Source organism: Roseateles sp. UC29_93 (genome assembly GCF_042695725.1).
In the GTDB taxonomy this organism is placed as follows: domain Bacteria; phylum Pseudomonadota; class Gammaproteobacteria; order Burkholderiales; family Burkholderiaceae_C; genus Roseateles; species Roseateles noduli_A.
In genome coordinates this window covers 3,692,130-3,712,475 of the sequence record NZ_CP170545.1, presented here as the reverse complement: position 1 = coordinate 3,712,475, position 20,346 = coordinate 3,692,130, and the positions used below count along the sequence as shown (strand labels likewise).

Annotated in this window: 21 protein-coding genes and 1 tRNA gene; 11 read left to right on the top strand and 11 right to left on the bottom strand. The window is 69.0% G+C overall.

Features of this window, described 5'->3' with window-relative positions; translation table 11 throughout:
- Positions 1-42 precede the first annotated feature (42 nt).
- Together ACFJIX_RS17125 and ACFJIX_RS17120 are read left to right on the top strand one after the other, a co-directional pair.
- Positions 43-849 (top strand): AraC family transcriptional regulator, encoded by an 807-nt coding sequence (locus ACFJIX_RS17125; RefSeq protein WP_377153038.1) that lies wholly within the window; start codon positions 43-45, stop codon positions 847-849.
- A gap of 169 nt (positions 850-1,018) precedes the next feature.
- On the top strand, positions 1,019-1,648 hold the full coding sequence (locus tag ACFJIX_RS17120) for a LysE family translocator (RefSeq protein WP_377153036.1): 630 nt from the start codon (positions 1,019-1,021) through the stop codon (positions 1,646-1,648).
- 19 nt (positions 1,649-1,667) lie between these two features.
- Here the strand turns inward: ACFJIX_RS17120 and ACFJIX_RS17115 are convergent, their stop codons facing one another.
- Positions 1,668-2,171 (bottom strand): winged helix-turn-helix transcriptional regulator, encoded by a 504-nt coding sequence (locus ACFJIX_RS17115; RefSeq protein WP_377153034.1) that lies wholly within the window; start codon positions 2,169-2,171, stop codon positions 1,668-1,670.
- 205 nt (positions 2,172-2,376) lie between these two features.
- Here ACFJIX_RS17115 and ACFJIX_RS17110 point away from each other — a divergent pair, with 205 nt between their 5' ends.
- From ACFJIX_RS17110 to ACFJIX_RS17090, 5 genes are all read left to right on the top strand, one after another.
- Positions 2,377-3,582, top strand: a complete 1,206-nt coding sequence (locus ACFJIX_RS17110; RefSeq protein WP_377153032.1) for an HlyD family secretion protein — start codon at positions 2,377-2,379, stop codon at positions 3,580-3,582.
- Entirely contained in the window at positions 3,579-5,231 is a 1,653-nt protein-coding gene (locus ACFJIX_RS17105; RefSeq protein WP_377153030.1) for a DHA2 family efflux MFS transporter permease subunit, read from the top strand. The genes ACFJIX_RS17110 and ACFJIX_RS17105 overlap by 4 nt, the downstream gene beginning before the upstream one ends.
- A 79-nt stretch (positions 5,232-5,310) precedes the next feature.
- Positions 5,311-6,900 carry an efflux transporter outer membrane subunit gene (locus ACFJIX_RS17100; protein ID WP_377153027.1) on the top strand — a complete coding sequence of 530 codons (1,590 nt, stop codon included), beginning with the start codon at positions 5,311-5,313 and terminating at the stop codon, positions 6,898-6,900.
- Positions 6,901-6,978: 78 nt separating this feature from the next.
- Positions 6,979-7,344 (top strand): hypothetical protein, encoded by a 366-nt coding sequence (locus ACFJIX_RS17095; protein WP_377153025.1) that lies wholly within the window; start codon positions 6,979-6,981, stop codon positions 7,342-7,344.
- Complete coding sequence (locus tag ACFJIX_RS17090) at positions 7,334-8,221, top strand: DMT family transporter (protein WP_377153023.1); 888 nt, start codon at positions 7,334-7,336, stop codon at positions 8,219-8,221. The genes ACFJIX_RS17095 and ACFJIX_RS17090 overlap by 11 nt, the downstream gene beginning before the upstream one ends.
- 154 nt (positions 8,222-8,375) lie before the next feature.
- Here ACFJIX_RS17090 and ACFJIX_RS17085 read toward each other — a convergent pair whose 3' ends face one another.
- The 4 genes from ACFJIX_RS17085 to ACFJIX_RS17070 all read right to left on the bottom strand — a co-directional run bounded on the left by ACFJIX_RS17085 (position 8,376) and on the right by ACFJIX_RS17070 (position 12,164).
- Complete coding sequence (locus tag ACFJIX_RS17085; protein WP_377153021.1) at positions 8,376-8,795, bottom strand: hypothetical protein; 420 nt, start codon at positions 8,793-8,795, stop codon at positions 8,376-8,378.
- Positions 8,796-8,934: 139 nt separating this feature from the next.
- Entirely contained in the window at positions 8,935-9,762 is an 828-nt protein-coding gene (locus ACFJIX_RS17080) for a hypothetical protein (protein ID WP_377153019.1), read from the bottom strand.
- Positions 9,763-9,888: 126 nt separating this feature from the next.
- A complete protein-coding gene (locus tag ACFJIX_RS17075) occupies positions 9,889-11,286 on the bottom strand; it encodes an FAD-containing oxidoreductase (RefSeq protein WP_377153017.1) in 1,398 nt (465 codons plus the stop codon).
- A gap of 185 nt (positions 11,287-11,471) precedes the next feature.
- Positions 11,472-12,164, bottom strand: a complete 693-nt coding sequence (locus ACFJIX_RS17070; RefSeq protein ID WP_377153015.1) for a substrate-binding periplasmic protein — start codon at positions 12,162-12,164, stop codon at positions 11,472-11,474.
- 203 nt (positions 12,165-12,367) lie between these two features.
- Between ACFJIX_RS17070 and ACFJIX_RS17065 the strand changes: the two genes are divergently transcribed.
- Positions 12,368-12,781 carry a response regulator transcription factor gene (locus ACFJIX_RS17065; RefSeq protein WP_377153013.1) on the top strand — a complete coding sequence of 138 codons (414 nt, stop codon included), beginning with the start codon at positions 12,368-12,370 and terminating at the stop codon, positions 12,779-12,781.
- A 145-nt stretch (positions 12,782-12,926) separates the two neighbouring features.
- On the opposite strand, the gene ACFJIX_RS17060 is transcribed toward ACFJIX_RS17065, so the two are convergent.
- From ACFJIX_RS17060 to ACFJIX_RS17045, 4 genes are all read right to left on the bottom strand, one after another.
- Positions 12,927-13,014: transfer RNA gene (locus tag ACFJIX_RS17060), tRNA-Ser, on the bottom strand.
- Between the two features lie 147 nt (positions 13,015-13,161).
- A complete protein-coding gene (gene serS, locus ACFJIX_RS17055; RefSeq protein ID WP_377153011.1) occupies positions 13,162-14,457 on the bottom strand; it encodes a serine--tRNA ligase in 1,296 nt (431 codons plus the stop codon).
- Between the two features lie 144 nt (positions 14,458-14,601).
- On the bottom strand, positions 14,602-15,582 hold the full coding sequence (gene ispH / locus ACFJIX_RS17050; protein ID WP_377153008.1) for a 4-hydroxy-3-methylbut-2-enyl diphosphate reductase: 981 nt from the start codon (positions 15,580-15,582) through the stop codon (positions 14,602-14,604).
- Complete coding sequence (locus tag ACFJIX_RS17045; protein WP_377153006.1) at positions 15,582-16,028, bottom strand: peptidylprolyl isomerase; 447 nt, start codon at positions 16,026-16,028, stop codon at positions 15,582-15,584. Before ACFJIX_RS17045 ends, ispH begins: the two co-directional genes overlap by 1 nt.
- 206 nt (positions 16,029-16,234) lie before the next feature.
- Here ACFJIX_RS17045 and radC point away from each other — a divergent pair, with 206 nt between their 5' ends.
- The 3 genes from radC to ACFJIX_RS17030 all read left to right on the top strand — a co-directional run bounded on the left by radC (position 16,235) and on the right by ACFJIX_RS17030 (position 18,396).
- On the top strand, positions 16,235-16,825 hold the full coding sequence (radC, locus tag ACFJIX_RS17040; RefSeq protein ID WP_377153004.1) for a DNA repair protein RadC: 591 nt from the start codon (positions 16,235-16,237) through the stop codon (positions 16,823-16,825).
- Positions 16,822-17,463 (top strand): Smr/MutS family protein, encoded by a 642-nt coding sequence (locus ACFJIX_RS17035; protein WP_377153002.1) that lies wholly within the window; start codon positions 16,822-16,824, stop codon positions 17,461-17,463. Before radC ends, ACFJIX_RS17035 begins: the two co-directional genes overlap by 4 nt.
- Before the next feature lie 243 nt (positions 17,464-17,706).
- On the top strand, positions 17,707-18,396 hold the full coding sequence (locus tag ACFJIX_RS17030; protein WP_377152999.1) for a hypothetical protein: 690 nt from the start codon (positions 17,707-17,709) through the stop codon (positions 18,394-18,396).
- A 113-nt stretch (positions 18,397-18,509) separates the two neighbouring features.
- On the opposite strand, the gene ACFJIX_RS17025 is transcribed toward ACFJIX_RS17030, so the two are convergent.
- On the bottom strand, positions 18,510-18,893 hold the full coding sequence (locus ACFJIX_RS17025) for a hypothetical protein (RefSeq protein ID WP_377152997.1): 384 nt from the start codon (positions 18,891-18,893) through the stop codon (positions 18,510-18,512).
- Positions 18,894-18,994: 101 nt separating this feature from the next.
- Entirely contained in the window at positions 18,995-20,335 is a 1,341-nt protein-coding gene (locus ACFJIX_RS17020) for a hypothetical protein (protein ID WP_377152994.1), read from the bottom strand.
- Positions 20,336-20,346 lie beyond the last annotated feature (11 nt).

Genomic DNA, 20,346 nt, shown 5'->3' with positions numbered 1-20,346 from the left:
GGGCCGGGGTTGCTAGAGTCGCAGCATCCCCACGTCGCATCCATGCCCGCCTTCACCCGCCTCCCCTGCCCGCTCCTCGGCGTCGACATCGTCGCCGCCGACAGCGCGAAGGCGTTCCCGCGTCACATCCACGATGAATTCGGCATCGGCCGCATCGATCGCGGCGCGCAGAAGACCGCGAGCGGCCGCGGCATGGTCGAGTCCGTCGCGGGCGATGTCATCACGGTCAACCCCGGCGAGGTCCACGATGGCCTGCCGCTCGGCGATCACGGGCGCGCTTGGCGCATGCTGTACCTGTCGCCCGAGTTGGTCGGCGATCTCGTCGCCGACATCGCGGAGGGCCGCGCTATCGGCGACGTCGAGTTCCACCGACCCACGCTGCACGACGACCGCATCGCCGGCCGCTTCGAGGCGCTCTTCCATGCGATGGCCGGCACGCCGACCGGGGCCACTGACACGCTCCGCATCGACGGCGCCCTGCTCCTGCTGCTGCAGTCGCTTCTCCAGCCGCGCGCCGCCAGCTTGCCCGCGATCCCTGTCGGCATCGCGATCGCACGGTCTCGCCTCGATGACGACCTCACTGCGCCAGTCAGCCTCGCCGACCTCGCGCGCGAAGCGGGCCTCAGCCGCTTCCAGTTCCTGCGCGGCTTCACCCGCGCCACCGGCCTGCCGCCTCACGCCTACCTCGTGCAGCGCCGCCTGCAGCACGCGCGCCGACTGATCGCGCTCGGCACGCCGCTCGCAGATGTCGCCGCCGCCAGCGGCTTCTTCGACCAGAGCCATCTGACGCGCCACTTCGTCCGCTGCTTCGGCATCGCGCCAGGCGCGTACGCTGCCGCCCTTCGCTGAAGCCACGAGGCTCACTGAAGGTCATCCAGTTCGCTGAGTACCGAGGGGGGCCAAGGCCGACGGGCCGACGGGCCCATGGGTCGACAGACGCGCCTGCAATTTCATCCAAGACGCGCCACCGGCGTGCGCCGACGATGACCTCCCTGCCTTCACCGCACCGAGGTCCGTCGTGCCCTTCTCCTCGCTCTCGAATCCCGAGTTCCTGATCACCTCGCTGATCGTCGTCGCCTCGCCCGGTACCGGCGCGCTGGTCACCCTCGCCGCCGGCCTGTCGGGCGGCGCGCGGGCGTCGCTCCACGCCGCCCTCGGCTGCACCATCGGCATCGTCCCGCACATGCTGGCCGCGATCACCGGCCTGGCCGCGCTGTTGCACGCCAGCGCCGTCGCCTTCGACGCGGTGAAGTACGTCGGCGTCGTCTACCTGCTCTACATGGCCTGGATGTCGCTGAAGGACAGCGGACCGCTCGCCGTCGACACGGACGGCCCGCAACGCTCCGCGCGCGAGGTCGTGACCCACGCGGCCCTCGTGAACCTGCTCAACCCGAAGCTCTCGATCTTCTTCCTCGCCTTCCTGCCGCAATTCATCGCCCGCGATGAGCCGCACCCGACGCCGCTGATGATCGAGCTCTCCCTCGTCTTCATGGCGATGACCTTCGCCGTGTTCGCGGTCTACGGCGTCTTCGCCGCCGCGATGCGCGATCGCGTGCTCACGCGCCCGCCGATGCTGCGTTGGATGCGCCGCGGCTTCGCGGCCGCCTTCGTGGGGCTGGGTGTCAAGCTCGCGCTGGTTCAGCGCTGACGGCGACGTCCGTCAGGGTCTAAGCCGCTTCGTCCGCGGTCGGCACCACGCCGTCGAAGGCGAACAGCTCCACCTTCTTCGGCTGCCCCGATCGTCGCTCCACCTTGTGCTGCGGCCCGATCGCCTTGCCGGTGCGGGCGTCGATGAGCTTGAGCTCCACCGGCTCCCCGGTCTCCGTGTCGATCAGGCGCACCGGCTTGTTCTTCAACGCCGCGTGCTTGTTGCCCCAGGTCAGCAGCGCCAGCATCACCGGCCGCAGGTCGCGGCCCCGTTGCGTCAGCACGTACTCATAGCGCGGCGGCTTGTCGCTGTAGAGCCGCTTCTCGAGCAGCTCCCGTTCCACCAGTTCCCCCAGCCGGCGCGTCAGCGTGTTGGACGCGATGCCCAGCTCGGTCACGAACTCGTCGAAGCGGTGATGCCCGTAGAACACCTCGCGCAGGATCAGCATGCTCCAGCTGTCGCCGAGGATGTCCGTCGCCCGCGCGACCGGGCAGGCCATGTCTTCGAAGCTCGTGCGGCGCATCGGGGTCTCCTTGTGGTGCCGAGGCCGCCGCACCCGATCGGCGCGACGGCGTTCCGGCGATTCTCACTGACTTTCATCATGCAAGTTAGTTGACGAATCCGCAACAGTGCATTCCGCACCAAGTGACTTCCATGATGAAAGTGACGTTCCTATAGTCCGCTCCATCGCTCGCCGCCCGGCGGGCCCTCGACGCCGGAGTCCTTCCATGACCGCTTCAACGCCTTCCGTCTCCCCCGCAGCCACGACAGCCGCGGCCACCCCCGCGACGGTCGCGCCCGACGCCACGCCGCGCAGGTCCCTCGGCCGCGCCTCCCTGAAATGGGCGGTGCTGGCCGCCGTCGTGCTCGGGGCCGGCGCGTACGGCGCGCACTGGTGGACGGTGGGCCGCTTCCATGAAGAGACGGATGACGCCTATGTCGGCGGCGACGTGACCGTGATCGGCGCGAAGGTCACCGGCTACATCACCGAACTGCCGGTCACCGACAACCAGTTCGTCCACGCCGGCGACCTGCTCGCCCGCATCGACAGCCGCGACTACCAGGCCGCGCTGCAGCGCACCATCGGCGCGGTCGAGGCGCAGGACGCCGCGATCGCCAACCTGGGCGCGGCCGCCGCGCTGCAGCAGGCCGTGATCGCGAAGGCCCGCGCCGGCATCGATGCCGCCTCCGCCGAAGAACAGCGCGCCCGCGACGACTTCGCGCGCTACAAGGACCTGGTCGGTCGCGCGGCCGTGTCGGTCGAAAGCAGCCAACGCGCCGAGGCGAACTTCAAGACCGCGCAGGCAGGCTCCGCCCGCGCACGCGCCGAGCAGCAGGCGGCCGAGCGCCAGCTCGACGTGATCGCCACGCAGAAGCGCCAGGCGCAGGCCGCGCTCGACCAGGCCAAGGCCGAACGCGACATCGCCCAGCTCAACCTCGGCTACACCGAACTGCGCGCGCCGCGCGACGGCTACATCGGCAACCGCAAGGCGCGGCTCGGCACCTACGTCGGCGTCGGCACGCCGCTGCTGTCGGTGGTCCCCGCGCAAGGCCTGTGGGTCGACGCGAACTTCAAGGAAGACCAGCTCGCGCGCATGACCACCGGCCAGCCGGTGAACATCCGCGCGGATGCGTGGCCCGGCGTCGTGCTGCATGGCACGCTCGGCAGCCTCGCACCGGCGACCGGCTCGCAGTTCAGCGTGCTGCCCGCCGAGAACGCCACCGGCAACTTCACGAAGATCGTCCAGCGCGTGCCGGTGCGCATCCAGCTCGATCCCGCCGACGATCGCCTCGGCCGCCTGCGCCCCGGCCTGTCCGTCGTCGTCGAGATCGACACCAACCACGCCGGCGCAGGCACCAAGAACGCCAGCGCGGCCCCCACTACGAGCGCCGCCAAGGCGACCACGGCCACGGCCACGGCGAGCGTGCAATGAGCACCGCCCTCCCCGCCACGCCGGGCGCCGGGGCGCCCGCGGACACGGCGGCCCCCTCGCGCAAGCGCCCGCCCTTCTGGTCCGACATCGTCATCCCCATCGACCAGTTGACGACGCGCGACAAGGTGCTGGCCTTCGCGACGATGTGCGTCGGCATGTTCATCGCGTTGCTGGACATCCAGATCGTGTCGGCCTCGCTGCGCGACATCGGCGGCGGTCTCTCGGCCGGCGCGGACGACACCACCTGGGTGCAGACCAGTTACCTGATCGCCGAGATCATCGTGATCCCGCTCTCGGGCTGGCTCGCCAGCGTGATGTCCACGCGCTGGCTCTTCGCCGCCTCGGCACTAGGCTTCACGATCGCCAGCCTGCTGTGCGGCCTGGCCTGGAACATTCAGAGCATGATCGCCTTCCGCGCGCTGCAGGGCTTCCTCGGCGGCTCGATCATCCCGATGGTCTTCACCACGGCCTTCCTATATTTCAGCGGCAAGCAGCGCGTGATCGCAGCCTCCACCATCGGCGCGATCGCCTCGCTCGCGCCGACGCTCGGTCCCGTCGTCGGCGGCTACATCACCGACGTCCTGTCGTGGCAGTGGCTCTTCTACATCAACCTGCTGCCGGGCCTGGTCGTCACCGTCGTCGTGCCGCTGATGGTGCGCGTCGACAAGCCCAACCTCGCCATGATGAAGGGCGCCGACTACCTGTCGATGGTGCTGCTCGCGGTGTTCCTGGGCTGCCTGGAATACACGCTGGAGGAAGGGCCGCGCTGGAACTGGTTCAGCGACTCGACCATCGTCGCCACCGCGTGGATCGCCGGCGTGACGGGCGTCGCCTTCATCGCCCGAAGCCTGACGCATCCCCATCCCATCGTCGACCTGCGCGCGCTCAAGGACCGCAACTTCGCACTGGGCAGCCTGTTCTCCTTCATCACCGGCATCGGCATCTTCGCGACCATCTACCTGACGCCGCTGTTCCTCGGCCGCGTGCGCGGCTACGGCGCGCTCGACATCGGCCTGGCCGTGTTCTCGACCGGCGTGTTCCAGGTGATGTCGATCCCGCTCTACGCCTTCCTCGCCAGCCGCTTCGACCTGCGCTGGATCCTCTTCACCGGGCTCTCGCTCTTCGCGATCTCGATGTGGGAGTTCGCGCCGATCACGCATGACTGGGGCTCGCATCAGCTGCTGCTGCCGCAGGCGCTGCGCGGCATGGGCCAGCAGCTCTGCGTGCCGCCGGTGGTGACGCTGGCGCTCGGGGCACTGCCGCCGTCGCGGCTCAAGCTGGCGTCGGGGCTGTTCAACCTGATGCGCAACCTCGGCGGCGCCATCGGCATCGCGGCCTGCGCGACCATCCTCAACGACCGCACCAACCTGCACTTCCAACGTCTGGCCGAGCACCTGAACACCAGCAACGAGTCGATGACGCAGTTGCTGGCCTCGGTGAGCTCGTCGCTGTCGGCCTCGATGCCGTCGAGCGATGCGGCCACCGCCGCGCTGCGCCAGCTCTGGTCCCTGACCTACCGCGAGGCGCTGACGATGACCTTCGCCGACGCCTTCCTCATCGTGATGGGCTGCTTCGTCGTCGCGCTGGTGTTCGTGCCGATGCTGCGCAAGATCGCGCCGCCGGCCGCACCCTCCGCCGATGCGCATTGATGCGCAGCGATCCGCGCTGATGCCGACGACCCACCGCCCTCACTCGCTCCGAACCCTTCGATTCCCTAGGAGACCCGCCATGACGCTCCTGCATTCCGCCTCCCTCCGCCCGCTGGCCCGGCTCGCGCCGCTCGCGCTCGCGGCCTTCCTCGTCGCCTGCGCCCAGATGCCGGGCGCCGGGGAGCGCCCCCGCGCGCTCGACGATCGCTTCGCCGGTCAGGCCCTGATCGCGCAGCATCAGAACGGCGCCGCGCCGGCCACGCTCGGCACCTGGTGGCAGGACTTCGACGATCCCGCGCTGACCGCCATCATTCAGCGCGCGTTGGATCAGAACCTGGACCTCGCCATCGCGCTGGCGCGTGTCGAGCAGGCGCGCGCCGCGGCGCAAGGCGCCGGCGCGCTGCGGCTGCCTCAAGGCGCGGTCCAGGGACAGTTGCTGAGCCAGCGCCAGTCATTGAAGAGCCCTGAAGGCTCGCTCGCGCACGGCTTTCCCGGCTACGACCGCAATCAGACCCTGCAGACGCTGGGCGTCGGCGCGAGCTGGGAAGCGGACCTCGCCGGCGGCCTGCGCCAGGGCGAGGCCGCGGCCGTCGCGGAATGGCAGGCCGCCGAGGCTGCGCGGCTGGGTGCCCGCGTGACCGTCGCCGCGGAAGCCGCCGACGCCTACTTCCGCGTGCGCGGCGCGCAAGCCCGCATCGAGGTCGCCGAGGCCCATCTGCGCACGCAGTCGCAATTGCTGCAACTGATCCAGGATCGCTTCAAGGGCGGGCTCGCCGCGCAGCGCGAAGTTGCCGAGGCGCAGGCGCTGCAACTGCAGGCGCGCGGCACGCTGCCGCCGTTGCGGACAGAGCTCGCGCAGCAGCAGCATCGCCTGGACGTGCTGATGGGCGAGCAAGCCGGCACCTATGCGGCGAAGCTGATGTCGACCTCGCAGACGCTTTCGCGGTCCTCGACGTCCTCGCAGTCCTCGCTGTCCTCGACGTATCGCGTGCCGTCGCTGCCGGGCGATCTCACGCCCGCGACGTTGATGCGCCGTCGTCCCGACGTCATCGCCGCCGAGCGCCAGCTCGACGCCAGCCAGGCCCGCATCGGCGTGGCGACGGCCGAGTACTACCCCCGCCTGACGCTGGGCGGCGTGCTCGGTGCGTCGAGCCTGCATGGTGGGCTGTTCAGCTCGGAGGCCTTCCAGCCGCAGGCCCTGCTCGGATTGCACTGGCGGTTGTTCGACTTCGGCCGCGTCGACGCCGAGGTCGCGCAGGCACGCGGCGCACGGGCCGAAGCGCTCGCGCAGGTGCGCCAGCGCATGCTGCGCGCGACCGAGGATGTCGAGAACGCGATCGTCACGCTCTCCGAGCTCGAGCAGCAACGCGGCGACCTCGCACAGGAGGTCCGCGCGCACCAGGTCGCGCGCGACGCGGCCGAGGACGCCTACAAGGGCGGCGCCGCCAGCCTGATCGAGGTGCTGCAGGAGGATCGCCTGCTGCTCGGCGCACGCGACCAGCTCGCGCAGCTGGACGCGAACCACGCCCGCGCAGCCGTGTCCGCGTTCCGCGCGTTCGGCGGCGGCTGGGACGCGCCGGTCATGGCCGCGCCCGACACTCAACCGGTCCCTTCGTCTCAGACGACGGCCCGGCTCGCTCCGACGCTGACCCGAGGCCAGGTGCAGTAGTTCCGCAAGCGCGGCGCATGCCTGGTTGCGCGGCGTGCCGATTTGCGAGAATCGCCCGCTTCATTGAGGGAGATCACCATGCAGACCCGCAGCGACGCTCGCAAGCGTCTTACCAGGATGGCCGCCTCGGCCGTGGCCATCACCGCCATCCTTGGCGCCACACCGCCCCTGGCGGCTCAGTCGGTTCCGACTTTCACGGAGAACTTCAAGAACATCAAACTCCTGGCGGCACAAGGGACCGGTTATTACGTGAACTTCAAGGAGCCATTCGGCCAGCAGTGCATGTACGACGTCGCCTACATCTCCGCAGAGAAGAAGGGGCTCTACGCGACGCTGCTCGCGGCGCATCTGGCCGGAAAGCGGATCCACCGTGTCTCGTATCAGCAACCAGGCGGCAACGGCGCGATCTGCAACCTCGATCAGGTTGAACTGGATGCCGGCTGACCCGGCCCGTCATTCGGCCGGCGGCCTGCTGCCGCTGCTCTTCGTCGCCGTCTGGAGCACCGGCTTCATCGGCGCGAAGTTCGGCCTGCCGGACGCAGAGCCGCTGACCTTCCTCGCGTGGCGTTATGCCGCCGTCATCGCGCTGATGCTGCCCGTGGTGCTGGTGCTGCGCGCGCCCTGGCCGCGCTCGATGGCCGCGTGCGGGCACATCGCGGTGACCGGCCTGCTGGTGCATGGCGTCTATCTGGGCGGCGTGTTCACCGCGATCGCGCATGGACTGCCGGCGGGCATCACCGCCCTGGTCGTCGGCCTGCAGCCGCTGGTCACGGCACTCGGCGCGCGGGCGTTCCTCGGCGAGCGCATCGACCGGATGCAGTGGCTGGGTCTGGCGCTGGGCTTCCTCGGCGTCGGACTCGTCGTCGCGCAGAAGATCGCGGCGGTGCCCGGCAACGCGCTGCTGACGATGCTGTTGCCGGCCGTGATTGCCTTGATCGGCATTACCGCCGGCACGCTCTACCAGAAGAAGTTCTGTCCGTCCTTCGACTTGCGCACCGGCTCGATCATCCAGTTCGTGCCCAGCCTGCTCGTCACCGGCGCGCTCGCGGCGGCAACCGAAACGATGGACGTGCACTGGACCGGCCCGTTCGTGTTCGCGATGGCTTGGCTGGTGCTGGTGTTGTCGCTGGGCGCGGTCAGTCTGCTGAACGTGCTGATCCGTCGCGGCAGCGCGGTCAATGTCGCCAGTCTCTTCTACCTGACCCCGCCGACGACCGCATTGATCGCCTGGGCGCTGTTCGGGGAGACGCTGACCGGACTCGCCATGGCCGGCATGGCACTGGTCGCGGTCGGCGTGTGGCTTGCGCGCCGGGCGCGCTGAAAGCGTTCAAGCAGCTTCAGGCAGCGTTCAAGGTACTGGCAAGGCAGCGCGGCAATCTCGCTGCCGTCGGACGTACGGCGGGGTCGCGCAAGGACCGCCGCGCCCATGAAAAAGGCGGCCCCTCGGGCCGCCTCGCGCGGTGATGACAGCGGGATCAGTTGCGGTCGGCGCGGGCCGGCAGCGTGCTGTCGGTGTTCGTCGTCGACATGTCCGTCGAGGAGGTACCAGCGCTCGGCGCGCTCATCGGCATCGGGTCCGTCTGCGTGCGGACGTTGGGGTCCTGACGCTGCTCGGTCGTGGTGTTGTTGCCGTTGTTCTGGCTGCTGGTGGCCGGCTGGCTGTTCTGCATGTCCGTGGCGGTCGCGGGCTGGCCCGTGCTCGGATTGGCCGCCGGAGTGGCGGGCGGCGCCTTGCCCTGGTTGTTGTTGTTGGACAGCGGATCATTGGTCTGGTCGCGCGCGCCGACGGAGCCGGAGCTGCCGCCCTGGCCGCCGCTCTGGGCGTGAAGGAAGCCGACGCCGGAAGCCAGCGCAATCGCCATTGCCACGGTGGTGATCTTGGAACGGGGGTTCATGGTGGATCTCCTGGAAGCTGTGGATTGAGGTCTTGCCGGGGGCCCCGCGTGGTCCGGTTTGCGTCGTATCGCATCTCGAACCATCACAGCACCCTTGCAAGAGAAGACTGGCAATCCCGATGCCCGCGCCGCTTGCCGATCACCCCTTGAACGTCGCGGTCTGCGCGGGTGAAGGCTCGAGTTCATCGAGCACCGCGCGGATCGCGACCGGCGTACCGGCAGTGGCCGCAGCGACGACTTCCTGCGCCAGCGGTTGAACGAGCGCGCGGGCCTGCGCCGCGCCACGCGACTCCGCCGGTGCCGCGAGCGATCGCAGCCGCTGCCCGATCGCATCAAGGCTGTTCTGCGCCGTCTCTTCGTCGGCCTGCGCGTCGAAGGGGTCGAGGCTGATGCGGTCCGGCGAGAGACCCAGCCCCAGCGCGTGGAAGTAGCTCGCCTCGGTGACCACGCTGAGCTGGCTCGCGATCAGGCGATGTACTTCCAGATCGGGCATGTCCAGCTGAACGCCCTGCACCGTGGCGAGTACCGGCGTGCGCGTGATGCCTCCGGCCAGGCCGGCGAGGCGATGCGCGTTCGGCAGATGCGCATGAAGCACCGCCGCCTGCTTGTTGCGGATCAGCCCGATGAGGACCTGGATCGCGTGCCACGGGGGGTCATCGGGCATGGCGACGATCACGATGTCCGCACCCAGTCCGCGCAGCCGTTCCGCGTACGGCCCGTCCGCCGGGCACACGACGGTGAAGCGGACGTTGCCGCTGCTGCCCAGCCGCTCCACGAGCCGCGCCACCAGTTGCGTGGCGCCGACTCGGTCCGACGCCGAGGCGAGCGAAGCGTCATCGTCCGCCGCTTCGTCCGGCGGGACGGCACCGATGATCTCGACGACATGCAGCGACGGCGCGGGGTTCGCCGTCGTCACGGCGGAGAGCGTCGGCGTGATGCCGGGGCGTCGTTGTGCAGGACGGTCCATCGCGAGCCTCTTGAAGCCGCACCATGCGGTGAGCACGCATGGCAAGGCCCATACCCGACGGGGGCTCCGTCCTCGCGACCCATCAACCGCGCATCAACCGCGCATCAGCGGCGCATCAGTGGCGACTCACAGCGGCTTCAACGACTGCAGCACCGTGGGCAGAAGTTCGCTCACCGTCGGGTGGATGCGCACACCGCCGGCGGTGACGTCGGTGTACGGCCGCTTCGACGCGATGACGTCGAGCAGCGATTGCACCGCTTCGTCGCCGTCGACGCCGAGCACCATGGCGCCGAGGATCGCCTTCGATTCGGCATCGACGAGGATCTTGATGAAGCCCTCGGTCTCGCCCTTCTCGATCGCACGGCCGACGCGCGCCATCGGCCGCGTGCCGATCAGCGCGGGACGGCCGCTCGCTCGCACTTCCTGCTCGCCCAGACCGATACGCGCCAATGGCGGATCGGTGTACAGCGCGTAGGTCACGACGCGATCGCCGACGCCGCGCGCGGCGCCTTCGAAGAGATTCGCCGCGGTGACTTCAAAGTCGTTCCAGGACGTGTGCGTGAATGCGCCGCGGCCGTTGCAATCGCCGAGCGCCCAGATGTGCGGCACGCTGCTGCGCAGTTGGTCGTCCACGACGATGTTGCCGCGCTCGTCCACGCGCACGCCGGCGCGGTCCAGGCCCAGGTCGTCCGTGTTGGGCTTGCGGCCCGTGGCGATCAGCACGTGGCTGCCGCGGACCTCGGGCTCGCCGGTCTGGCAGTTCACCCGCACGGCGACGCCCTCCTCGGCCGGCGCCAGCTTCACGCATTCGGCGCCGGTGCGGATGGTCAGGCCTTCGCGTTCAAGGATGCCGCGCAGGGCCTCGGAGACATCGGCATCCTCGCGCGGCACCAGCCGCGGGCCGCGCTGCACGACGGTCACCTCGGATCCGAAGCGCCGGAACATCTGCGCGAACTCCAGTCCGATGTAGCTGCCGCCCACGACGACCAGGTGCCTGGGCAGTTCGTCGAGTTTCATGATCGACGCGTTGGTCAGCCAGGGCACCGAGTCCAGGCCCTCGACGCCCGGTTGCGCGGGGCGGCCGCCGACGTTGATGAAGAAGCGGTCCGCACGCAGGCGCCGTCCGTCGACGCTGACGGTGTGCGGATCCTCGAAGCGCGCGTGGCCCATGACGAGCTCGACCTTGTCCATGCCGCGCAGCCATTGCTCGACGTTCTGGCGCGACTGGCCGGAGATCCGCTCCTTGCGCGCGATGACGGCGGGCAGATCGACGCCGGACTGCGCCGGCGCCCGCACGCCCCAGCGCGCGGCTTCGCGCACGACCCAGGCGGCATGGGCGCTGGCGACCATTGCCTTGGTCGGGATGCAGCCGGTGTTGACGCAGGTGCCGCCGACGCGCGAGCGCTCGATGACAGCAACGCGCCAGCCGGCCTGCGACATGCGCTCAGCCAGCGCGGGGCCGGCCTGGCCGGCTCCGATGACGATGGCGTCGAAGGCGTCGGGGGACTCAAGGGATTCACTCACGGCAACGCTCCAGGAAAGGGGTCGTCGCCGAGTCTGCCATCGTCAGGCGGCGATGCGGTGTCATCCCGCTCAGGTCGCGCCGTGGCGCCGCCGGATCGCGGCGAGTGCGCCCCGCTGCTCCAACACCTGGATCGCCTGGTCGATGCGCGCCAGGTCGCGCTCGTCGAGCCGACGGCGGCTCAGCATCAGGCACACGGGCTGCACGCTGTGCCCGAAGGTTGCCGCAGCAGGCGCACGCCCGAGGCGCGCGCCTGCGCATGGACGTCCAGGTCGTCGCCGAGGATCAACGACGCGCGTCCGAACTGCAGCATGTCGACGCCCTGGCGCGTGGTCTGGTAAGGGAGCAGGAGGCCTGCGTCGGAGAGGCGCTTGCGCCATTCCTCGAAGTCGGCACCGAGGCCGAGCGCGTCCACGTGCAGCAACGGGATGCGACGCTGGAGCACCTGCTCGAAGCCCTTCAGCCCATCGAGCCGGGGATCGCGGCGGTCCGCCGCCGCGACCATGAAGGCCTCGTTCCGATAGGTTCGGCTGTACATGACGATCCGGCCCCGACCGGGCACCGGCGTCGCCGAGAAGATCACATCGAACTGGTCGTTCAGCAACTCGCGGAAGCGCCGCTTGCGCCATTGCGCCGAGCCGCGGACCCAGTTCAGCTCGTAACCCGCCTGCGTGCAGATCGCCTGCAGCAGCTCCGCATCGAGGCCGCGTACGCTCCCATCGGTGCCGGGCACGAGATAAGGCGGCCAGGATTCCACCAGCGCGCGCAGCACGCGGGGTCGGGGACTTCCCCACACGGAGGCCCCCCAGGCGAGCGCCAGGCCGCCCACGACGGAGCGACGGCGGGGCCCTCGATCGGCGGACGGGCCGGATGGATTCATTGCCTCGTTGCGAGCCATCGCGGTGGGGGTTCGGTCCAGTGTGCGCCTGGCTCCCCGGAGCCACAAGGCAGGGACGGCACCTCCTTCGGCGACGCCCCCGGATGGGGGCTTGTCATCGACGACGTCCAGAGAATGTCACGTGGTAGCGCAACCGTTCGGTTTTCCACATGGTTCTGTCAATTTTAAAAGCGCAAAATTGATACATGAAAGTCGTTCTTGTCGAAGACTCCCCGCTGGTCCGCAAGCATCTGTTGGCGACACTGAAGGAACAGCCCTTCCTGTCGGTCGTCGGCCTTGCCGCCACCGAGGCGGAGGCGCTGTGCACCGTCGGACTGACGCGCCCGCACGTCGTGGTGCTGGACCTGGCGCTGGCCTCGGGCTCCGGGCTGGAGGTGCTGCGCAAGCTGCGCCTGGCCGGCTTCGGCGGGACCATCCTGGTCCTCAGCAACCGCGAGTCGGAGATCTATGGACCGCTGTGCGTGCAAAGCGGCGCCAACGCCTTCTACGACAAGGGCCGCGAGTTCGAGCAGTTCCTGGCCGACCTGAACGTGCTGGCCGAGGCCCCACGACTGGCGGCAAGCCGGCCCATGAGCTTGAGTTCGCTGCATATGCGTTGAGGCCGCCATCGCCCTCGCTGGCGATTCGGGAACCGGTGCCGGTGAGTTACGCAACGGAGTTGTGGAAACTCCAATTTACTCACTGCGGACAAAAGAAAACCCGCTCGAGGCGGGTTTTCTAAGTGCTTGATCTAACAAGCTATTTTGGAGGAGAGGGGGGGATTCGAACCCCCGAGACGTTTCCGTCCGCCTGATTTCGAGTCAGGTACATTCAACCACTCTGCCACCTCTCCGGAATTCGGTGATCGCTGTGGTTGTTAGCGACTAAGCCTAAGAGTATAGCGAGGTTTTGGAGGCCTTGGCAAGAACTCGCGTGAGTTTGTGCGAAAGACGCGTCGGCGGCCGCTTCAGCGGCCGCTCTCCCCGCCCTACCAGCCAGCTCAGGCCTTCAGCACGTCCTTGCCGCCGAGGTAAGGACGCAGCGCTTCCGGCACCGTGATGCTGCCGTCGGCCTGCTGGTAGTTCTCCAGCACCGCGACCAACGTGCGGCCCACCGCCAGACCCGAGCCGTTCAGCGTGTGCACCAGCTCGTTCTTGCCCTGCGCAGTCTTGAAACGCGCCTGCATGCGACGGGCCTGGAACGCGCCCATGTTCGAGCACGAGCTGATCTCGCGGTAGGTGTTCTGCGCCGGCAGCCACACCTCCAGGTCATAGGTCTTGACCGAGCCGAAGCCCATGTCGCCCGCGCACAGCAGCATGGTGCGGTACGGCAGGCCGAGCTTCTGCAGCACGGCTTCGGCGTGGCCGGTCATCTCTTCCAACGCGGCCATGCTGTGCTCGGGCTGCTCGATGCGGACCATCTCGACCTTGTCGAACTGGTGCTGCCGGATCATGCCGCGCGTGTCGCGACCGGCCGAGCCGGCCTCCGAGCGGAAGCACGGGCTGTGCGCCGTCAGCTTCACCGGCAGTTCATCGACCGAGAGGACGCTCTCACGGACCGAGTTGGTCAGCGAGATCTCCGAGGTCGAGATCAGGTACTGCTCGCTCTGTTCGTCGTCACCGCCGCGCAGGACCCAGAACATGTCTTCCTTGAACTTGGGCAGTTGGCCCGTGCCTTCGAGGATCTCGCGGTTGACGATGTAGGGCGTGTAGCACTCGGTGTAGCCGTGCTCCTGCGTCTGCATGTCGAGCATGAACTGCGCGAGCGCACGGTGCAGGCGCGCCACCGGGCCCTTCAGGAAGGCGAAGCGCGAGCCCGACAGCTTGGCGCCGAGTTCGAAGTCCAGGCCCAGCGGAGCGCCGAGGTCGACATGGTCCTTGACGGCGAAGTCGAACTCGCGGGGCTGGCCCCAGCGACGCACCTCGACGTTGCCGGTCTCGTCCGCACCGGCCGGCACGCTGGCGTCGGGCAGGTTGGGGACGCTCATCAGCATCGTGTTGAGTTCATGCTGGATCAGGTCCAGCTTCTCGGCGCCGGCCTTCAGTTCGTCGGCGATGCCGGCGACCTCGGCCATCACGGCGCTGGCGTCCTCGCCCTTGCCTTTCAGCATGCCGACCTGTTTGGACAGCTGGTTGCGCTTGGCCTGCAGCTCCTCGGTGCGGATCTGCACCTGCTTGCGGTCGGTCTCCAGCGTCTTGAAACGCTCGACGTCCAAGAACGGTTGTGGGTTCTTGCGCTGTTGGAGGCGCTCGATGACGGCGTCCAGATCCTTGCGCAGCAGGGTGATGTCCAGCATGGTGTGTCTTTCGTGTTCTGCGCCGACGGCGGCCCTCTTCGGAGGGGCGTCGGCGATGGCATGGGGGATGTCGCTCAGCGTGAGCTCAACCGGAGCTCATCGGGAGCTCGGCGGGCCGCCCTCCGAAGAGGGGAGCCGCGACGATCAAGATCGGCCGCTGGTGACCTCGGCCATCGACTTGTCGCCCAGCCCCATCGGAAGGGGGAAGCGCACGTGCTCCTCGACGCCCGGCAGCGTGCGGACCGTCGTCGCGCCCAGCTCGCGCAGGCGCGAGATCACGGCCTGCACCAGCACGTCCGGCGCAGAAGCCCCCGCCGTGAGGCCCACCTTCGAGCGACCTTCCAGCCACTCGGCCTGGACGTCCTCGGCCGCGTCGACCATGTAGGCCGGCGTGCCCAGGCGCTCCGCCAACTCGCGCAGGCGGTTGCTGTTGGAGCTGGTCGGGCTGCCGACCACCACCACCACGTCGACCTGCGGCGCCATCACCTTCACGGCGTCCTGGCGGTTCTGCGTGGCGTAGCAGATGTCCTGCTTCTTCGGCTCGCGGACCTCGGGGAAGTGCTTCTTCACGGCGCGCAGGATCTCGGCCGCGTCGTCGACGCTCAGCGTGGTCTGCGTGACCACGGCCAACCGGCTCGGATCCTTGACCCGCACGTGCGGCACATCCGACGCTTCCTCGACGAGGTAGATCCCGTCGCTGAGCTGGCCCATCGTGCCCTCGACCTCGGGATGCCCCTTGTGGCCGATCATGATGAATTCATAGCCTTCGCGGTGCAGCTTGGCGACCTCGACGTGGACCTTGGTCACCAGCGGGCAGGTCGCGTCGAAGACCTGGAAGCCGCGCTCCTGGGCCTCCTTGCGCACCGCCTGGCTGACGCCGTGGGCCGAGAACACCAGCGTCGCGCCGGGCGGCACCTCGGCCAGGTCCTCGATGAAGATCGCGCCCTTGGCCTTCAGGTCGTTGACGACGTAGGTGTTGTGCACGATCTCGTGCCGCACGTAGATCGGCGCGCCGAACTTCTTCAGCGCGCGCTCGACAATCTCGATCGCGCGGTCCACGCCGGCGCAGAAGCCGCGCGGCTCGGCCAGCACGATGTCCTTCATGTTCACGTCCATGGCCGTCATCACAGCACCCCGATCAGCTGCACCTCGAAGCTGACGGGCTGTCCCGCCAACGGGTGATTGAAGTCGAACAGCAACCAGTCCTCGCCCAGCTCGCGCACCACGCCGGCGTACTGGCCCTGGCCATCCGGCGTCGGGAACTGCACGACGTCGCCGACGTGGTACTCCTCGTCCGGATCGCCCAGCTGGCGCATCAGCGCGCGCTTCACGCGCTGCAGCAGCTCGGGGTTGCGCTCGCCGAAGGCCTCGCCCGGCGCCAGTTCGACGCGGGTGTGCGTGCCCTCGGCCAGGCCGACCAGGCGCGCCTCGATCGCGGGCGCCAGCTCGCCGGCGCCCAGCGTCAGCGTGGCCGGCAGCTTGTCGGCGAAGGTGTTGATCAAGTCCTGGCCGTCCGGCCCGCTCAGCCGGTAATGCAGGGTCAGGAAGGATCCTGGTTGAACGAGGTTCACTAGTCAGGGGGATTTTGGGAATCGAGGCATGATTTTAGGCTGGAGCGCCACGATCCTTCCTCCGAGTCTCCTCATGACCGTTCTCGCCGCCCCGATCGCCTTGCCCAGGCCCTCTGTCACGTCGGTCATCGCCGCGCTGCCACCCGAGGCTCGTCCACGGGAGAAGCTGCTCGCGCAGGGCGCTTCCACCCTCTCCGACGCTCGAGTTGCTGGCCATCGTGCTCCGTACAGGCCTACCCGGTCGCCCGGTCCTGACGTTCGCGCGCGACGTGCTCGACCGATGCGGCGGTTTCAAGTGCCTGCTGAATGACCCCGCCCACGCGCTTGCGGGCATCAAGGGGCTGGGGCCATCGAAGCGAAGCATGCTGCTGGCGGTGCTGGAGATCACGCGGCGCTCATTCCGCCACGCACTCGGCGACGGCCCGGTCTTCGAATCGGCTGAAGCCGTCCGCGACTACCTGCGCCTCGAGTACGACGGCAAGAGCGCTGAATGCTTCGCCGTGATGTTCCTGGACACCCAGCATCGGCTGAGCGCCCTGGAGACGCTGTTCCACGGCACCCTTTCCCATACCATTGCATACCCCCGGGAGGTGGTGAAACGCGCGCTGATCCTGGACGCCGCCGCGGTGATCCTGGTTCACAACCACCCTTCGGGACGTACCGATCCGTCGCCGCAGGACGTCCAGTTGACCCGCGCGATGATCGAGTCGCTGGCGCTGATCGACGTGAAGGTCCTGGACCATTTCATCGTCGGTGCGGGCCAGCCTGCTTCGATGACCGACCTGGGCCTGCTGTGACCGACCGACTGCGCAGCCTGCAAGACCTGCAGACGCTGCACCGAGAACTGAAGCTCCGCCAACGCGCGGAGGAAGAGCGCCGCGAGCGCGAGGCCGCGCTGGCCCGCCTGCGCGACGAGGAAGCCCGCATCTTCGAGCGCACCGTCGGCATGGTCGTGCCGCTGCCCGACACCAACCGCGTGATCCTGAACCTCGGCAGACCTGAACCGGAACCCCGCCAGCGCGAACTCGACGAGCAGATGGCCTGGAAGCAGGCGCTGTCGGACGATTTCGACGTCGATTCGCTGCTGGAGACGGATGAGACGCTGTCCTTCCGCCGACCGGAGATCTCGGCCGAATCCGTGCGCAAGCTCAGACGAGGCCATTGGTCGCTGCAGGCGCAGATCGACCTGCACGGCCTGCGCCGCGATCAGGCGCGCGAGGCGCTGGGCCACTTCATCCACGACAGCGCCCGGCGCGGCCTGCGCTGCGTGCGCGTGGTCCACGGCAAGGGCAACGGATCGCCGGGGCGCGAGCCCGTGCTGAAGGCGCGCGTGCGCCGCTGGCTGGTACAGAAGCAGGAAGTCCTGGCCTTCGTCCAGGCCCGCGCCAGTGATGGCGGCAGCGGCGCGTTGATGGTCCTGCTGAACGCGACCTGACCCGTCCCGCCGGGTCCCCCTCACGAGGGAGCAACCACCGAGCGTCGCCGCTCTCCCCGCCCCTCGCCCACACGGGCTTTCCCCTCCCCCGCTTCGCGTTGTTTTCCGGAACACGCGATTGCATCGCCGTGCCCGCGTGGCTAGTCTGCGGACATGCCGGCGTAGTCGAGAACCGTTCTCAACAAATTGAGTCTCCACAACCACGCAGCCATCGTTTCGATGGGGAGGGGAACACGCATGTCGATGTCCACGTCGCCGACCTTTCCGGCTCTTGCCACGGCCGCCCGCATTCGCGGCCGGATGCGCGCTCCAAATGCCCGCACCACCGGCCTCATCCTGGTCGGCCTCGTCCACCTGCTGATGGTTGGGGCCCTGGTGAAGGGCTTCCAGCGCCACGCCGTCGAGGCGCCGCCGCTCATCAAGTTGAAGACGATCGTCGAACCCGAGGACAAGCCCAAACCCGCCGAGCCGCTGCACATCCCCGAGCCGACGATCAAGACCCCGCGCATGGTCGAGGTACCGATTCCTCCGGTGGACATCACTCAGACGAAAGAGCCGGTCATCGTCGCCGTGGGCGTGACCGACGGCAGGACATCCACGCCGTCAGAGGGGACGGACCCCGGCGCGAAGCAAGAGGTGGTCCCCACCCGGACAACCCCGCCCACCACCCTCAAGACGCCTGGCGCGATCTGCACGCAGATGGCGGCGCCCGAGATGCCCGCGGTGAACTGGACCGGGGAGGCGCTGTTCCGCGCCGTGGCCGATGTCCAAGGCGGCCGCGTCGTCGCGGTGCAGCTCCAGGCGCTCGGCGGAACTATGGACGCCCGCACCCGCCGCGCGTTCTCCAACGCGATCGAGGGCACGCTGAAGTCGCGCTACGTCTGCCCGGGCGAGCACCGCTTCCAGCAGGACTTCGCCTTCCGCATGGACTAACATCCCAAGCTGGCTTCGCGCAGAGGCTGAAATGACAAAAACGCCGGCACGCGCATTGCGTGGCCGGCGTTATTCTTCATGCGTTCAGCGCTTCACCCTTCCGGGCGACGGCTTCAGTGGAGCATCAGGCTGCCGTAGGGAGACACAGGCGTCGTGAACGCCATCAGCAGCCGCTCGGGGCGGAACTCGCCGACCGACTCGGCGCCTTGCCAGTGGGTCTCGATCGCGTGCTCCAGGCCCTTGAGCACGCAGAACGACATGAAGGCGTGCTCCGCCTCCTCGCCATCCATGTCCACATGCTGCAACCGCACGCAGGCCGCGCGCAGGAAGTTCAGCATCTGGATGGGGCTGTCGGTGTCCGGGCAGTAGCCGGCGCAGACCTCGATGTCTTCCCGGGCATCGTCGGACAGCCAGAGGCGGCCGTCGTCGATCCGGACATGCATCAGGTCGGGATTGGCTTCGATGCCGACCTCATCGTCGTGGAGCAGCGTGTACATGATGGATCGGACGGTAGACGAAGCCGTGCGGCCGTGTTCATCGACTCCCCCGCCTGGAGGGGCGGCAGTGTCAGATATGCACGCTGCAGGCACCGTTTACATCATTTCCCGACGGTGGCGTAGAACGCCGCGCGCAGGACGGCGGGACCTTCGGGCACGACCGGCGCCTGTCCCGCGCGCTGCATCGGCACCCCGGAGATCCGCAGTTCCAGCGCCCCACCCTGCGCGTCGACGCCGGCGAACAGCAGCGCCTGCCGGTTGTCCGCCTCCATCCGCGACACGGTCGTGCCCGGCCGCCAGCCCAGTTGCTGGAACGCGCGGGCCAGTTGCCCGCCCGCGTCCACCATGCGCAGGCGCAGCGCCTCGTCGGGCGCGGCGTCGGTCGTCCACACCACGTTGACGTGGGTCAGCCGTCCCGATGCCTGGTCCAGGATGTAGGTCACGGTCGCCGGCACCGGGCCGGGCTCCAGCTGGTCGAGGCGCAGTACCAGCGCGCGCTTGCCCGCCTTCGGGTCCTCGACGACACGGATCGCCTCCGGGGCCGCCTTGAAATCGCGCTGGATCGCACCGCGCAGGCCCGCCTCGTCCATGCCGAACAGCGCCGAGCGGAAGCCCGAGACCCGGTACGCGCCCGCGGCCGCCGTCGACGCGGCGGCCGAGGCGGGATCCATCGCGGGATAGGGATCGGGCCGGTCGACGTTCGCGACCACCCGCAGGCGTAGCTGCGACGGTCCCGCGGATGCGACGCGATGCTCGCGCGCCCGTGCCGGCGAGGTCGCGGTGCGCTCGCGCGCCTCCACGTCCACGTCCGCCCCCAGCAGCCGGATCTCCGCGCCCGCGCCTTCGAAGTCCTTGCCCGAGAACACGATCAGCGTCCCGTCCGGCAGCAGATGGCCGCGCCGCGTCGCCAGCGGCGGCCAGCGCCAGCCGGCCATCGTGGCGCCGACGGCGCGGGCCGCCTCGACGAGCCCCGCGCGCTGCGCCGGCGTCGACGGCCCGTCGGTGGTCCACTCCACATCGATCGCAACCAGTCGCGCGCTGGCCGCGCCGAAGCGGTAGCGCAGCAGCACCGGCGTCGGCGCCGGCACACGCGGCAGCGCGGCGACCCGCACCAGCAGGTCGACGCCGCCGCTGTCGGGGTCGACGTACTCCCGCGGCGGCGACACGGTCTCGGGATACTCACGCGCGACCACGGCGCGGACTTCCGCGAGGCTCATGCCGAAGCGCGCTTCGCCGTGACCGGCGATCGCATAGGGACGGCCCTCGACGAGATAACGGGTCGGTTGACCGGTGAGCGAGATTTCAAAAGGCATGTCGGCGGCACACGCGGCGGGAACGACCGAGGCCATCGCCGCCGCGGCGGCGACTCCGGCCACGCCGGCCCGCAGGCGCAGGGTTCGGGAGAGTCGGGAGAATCGGGAGAATCGGAAAAGGAAGTTCATTCGAATGATCC

Bases quoted from the DNA above. Each gene is read 5' to 3' on its own strand.
- ACFJIX_RS17070 (WP_377153015.1), bottom strand. From the start codon at position 12,164: ATGAATCCATCCGGCCCGTCCGCCGATCGAGGGCCCCGCCGTCGCTCC.
- ACFJIX_RS17085 (WP_377153021.1), bottom strand. From the start codon at position 8,795: ATGAACCCCCGTTCCAAGATCACCACCGTGGCAATGGCGATTGCGCTG.
- ACFJIX_RS17105 (WP_377153030.1), top strand. From the start codon at position 3,579: ATGAGCACCGCCCTCCCCGCCACGCCGGGCGCCGGGGCGCCCGCGGAC.
- ACFJIX_RS17030 (WP_377152999.1), top strand. From the start codon at position 17,707: ATGTCCACGTCGCCGACCTTTCCGGCTCTTGCCACGGCCGCCCGCATT.
- ACFJIX_RS17095 (WP_377153025.1), top strand. From the start codon at position 6,979: ATGCAGACCCGCAGCGACGCTCGCAAGCGTCTTACCAGGATGGCCGCC.
- ACFJIX_RS17080 (WP_377153019.1), bottom strand. From the start codon at position 9,762: ATGGACCGTCCTGCACAACGACGCCCCGGCATCACGCCGACGCTCTCC.
- serS (WP_377153011.1), bottom strand. From the start codon at position 14,457: ATGCTGGACATCACCCTGCTGCGCAAGGATCTGGACGCCGTCATCGAG.
- ACFJIX_RS17115 (WP_377153034.1), bottom strand. From the start codon at position 2,171: ATGCGCCGCACGAGCTTCGAAGACATGGCCTGCCCGGTCGCGCGGGCG.
- ACFJIX_RS17100 (WP_377153027.1), top strand. From the start codon at position 5,311: ATGACGCTCCTGCATTCCGCCTCCCTCCGCCCGCTGGCCCGGCTCGCG.
- ACFJIX_RS17025 (WP_377152997.1), bottom strand. From the start codon at position 18,893: ATGTACACGCTGCTCCACGACGATGAGGTCGGCATCGAAGCCAATCCC.
- ACFJIX_RS17065 (WP_377153013.1), top strand. From the start codon at position 12,368: ATGAAAGTCGTTCTTGTCGAAGACTCCCCGCTGGTCCGCAAGCATCTG.
- ACFJIX_RS17125 (WP_377153038.1), top strand. From the start codon at position 43: ATGCCCGCCTTCACCCGCCTCCCCTGCCCGCTCCTCGGCGTCGACATC.
- ACFJIX_RS17020 (WP_377152994.1), bottom strand. From the start codon at position 20,335: ATGAACTTCCTTTTCCGATTCTCCCGATTCTCCCGACTCTCCCGAACC.
- ACFJIX_RS17090 (WP_377153023.1), top strand. From the start codon at position 7,334: ATGCCGGCTGACCCGGCCCGTCATTCGGCCGGCGGCCTGCTGCCGCTG.
- ispH (WP_377153008.1), bottom strand. From the start codon at position 15,582: ATGACGGCCATGGACGTGAACATGAAGGACATCGTGCTGGCCGAGCCG.
- ACFJIX_RS17110 (WP_377153032.1), top strand. From the start codon at position 2,377: ATGACCGCTTCAACGCCTTCCGTCTCCCCCGCAGCCACGACAGCCGCG.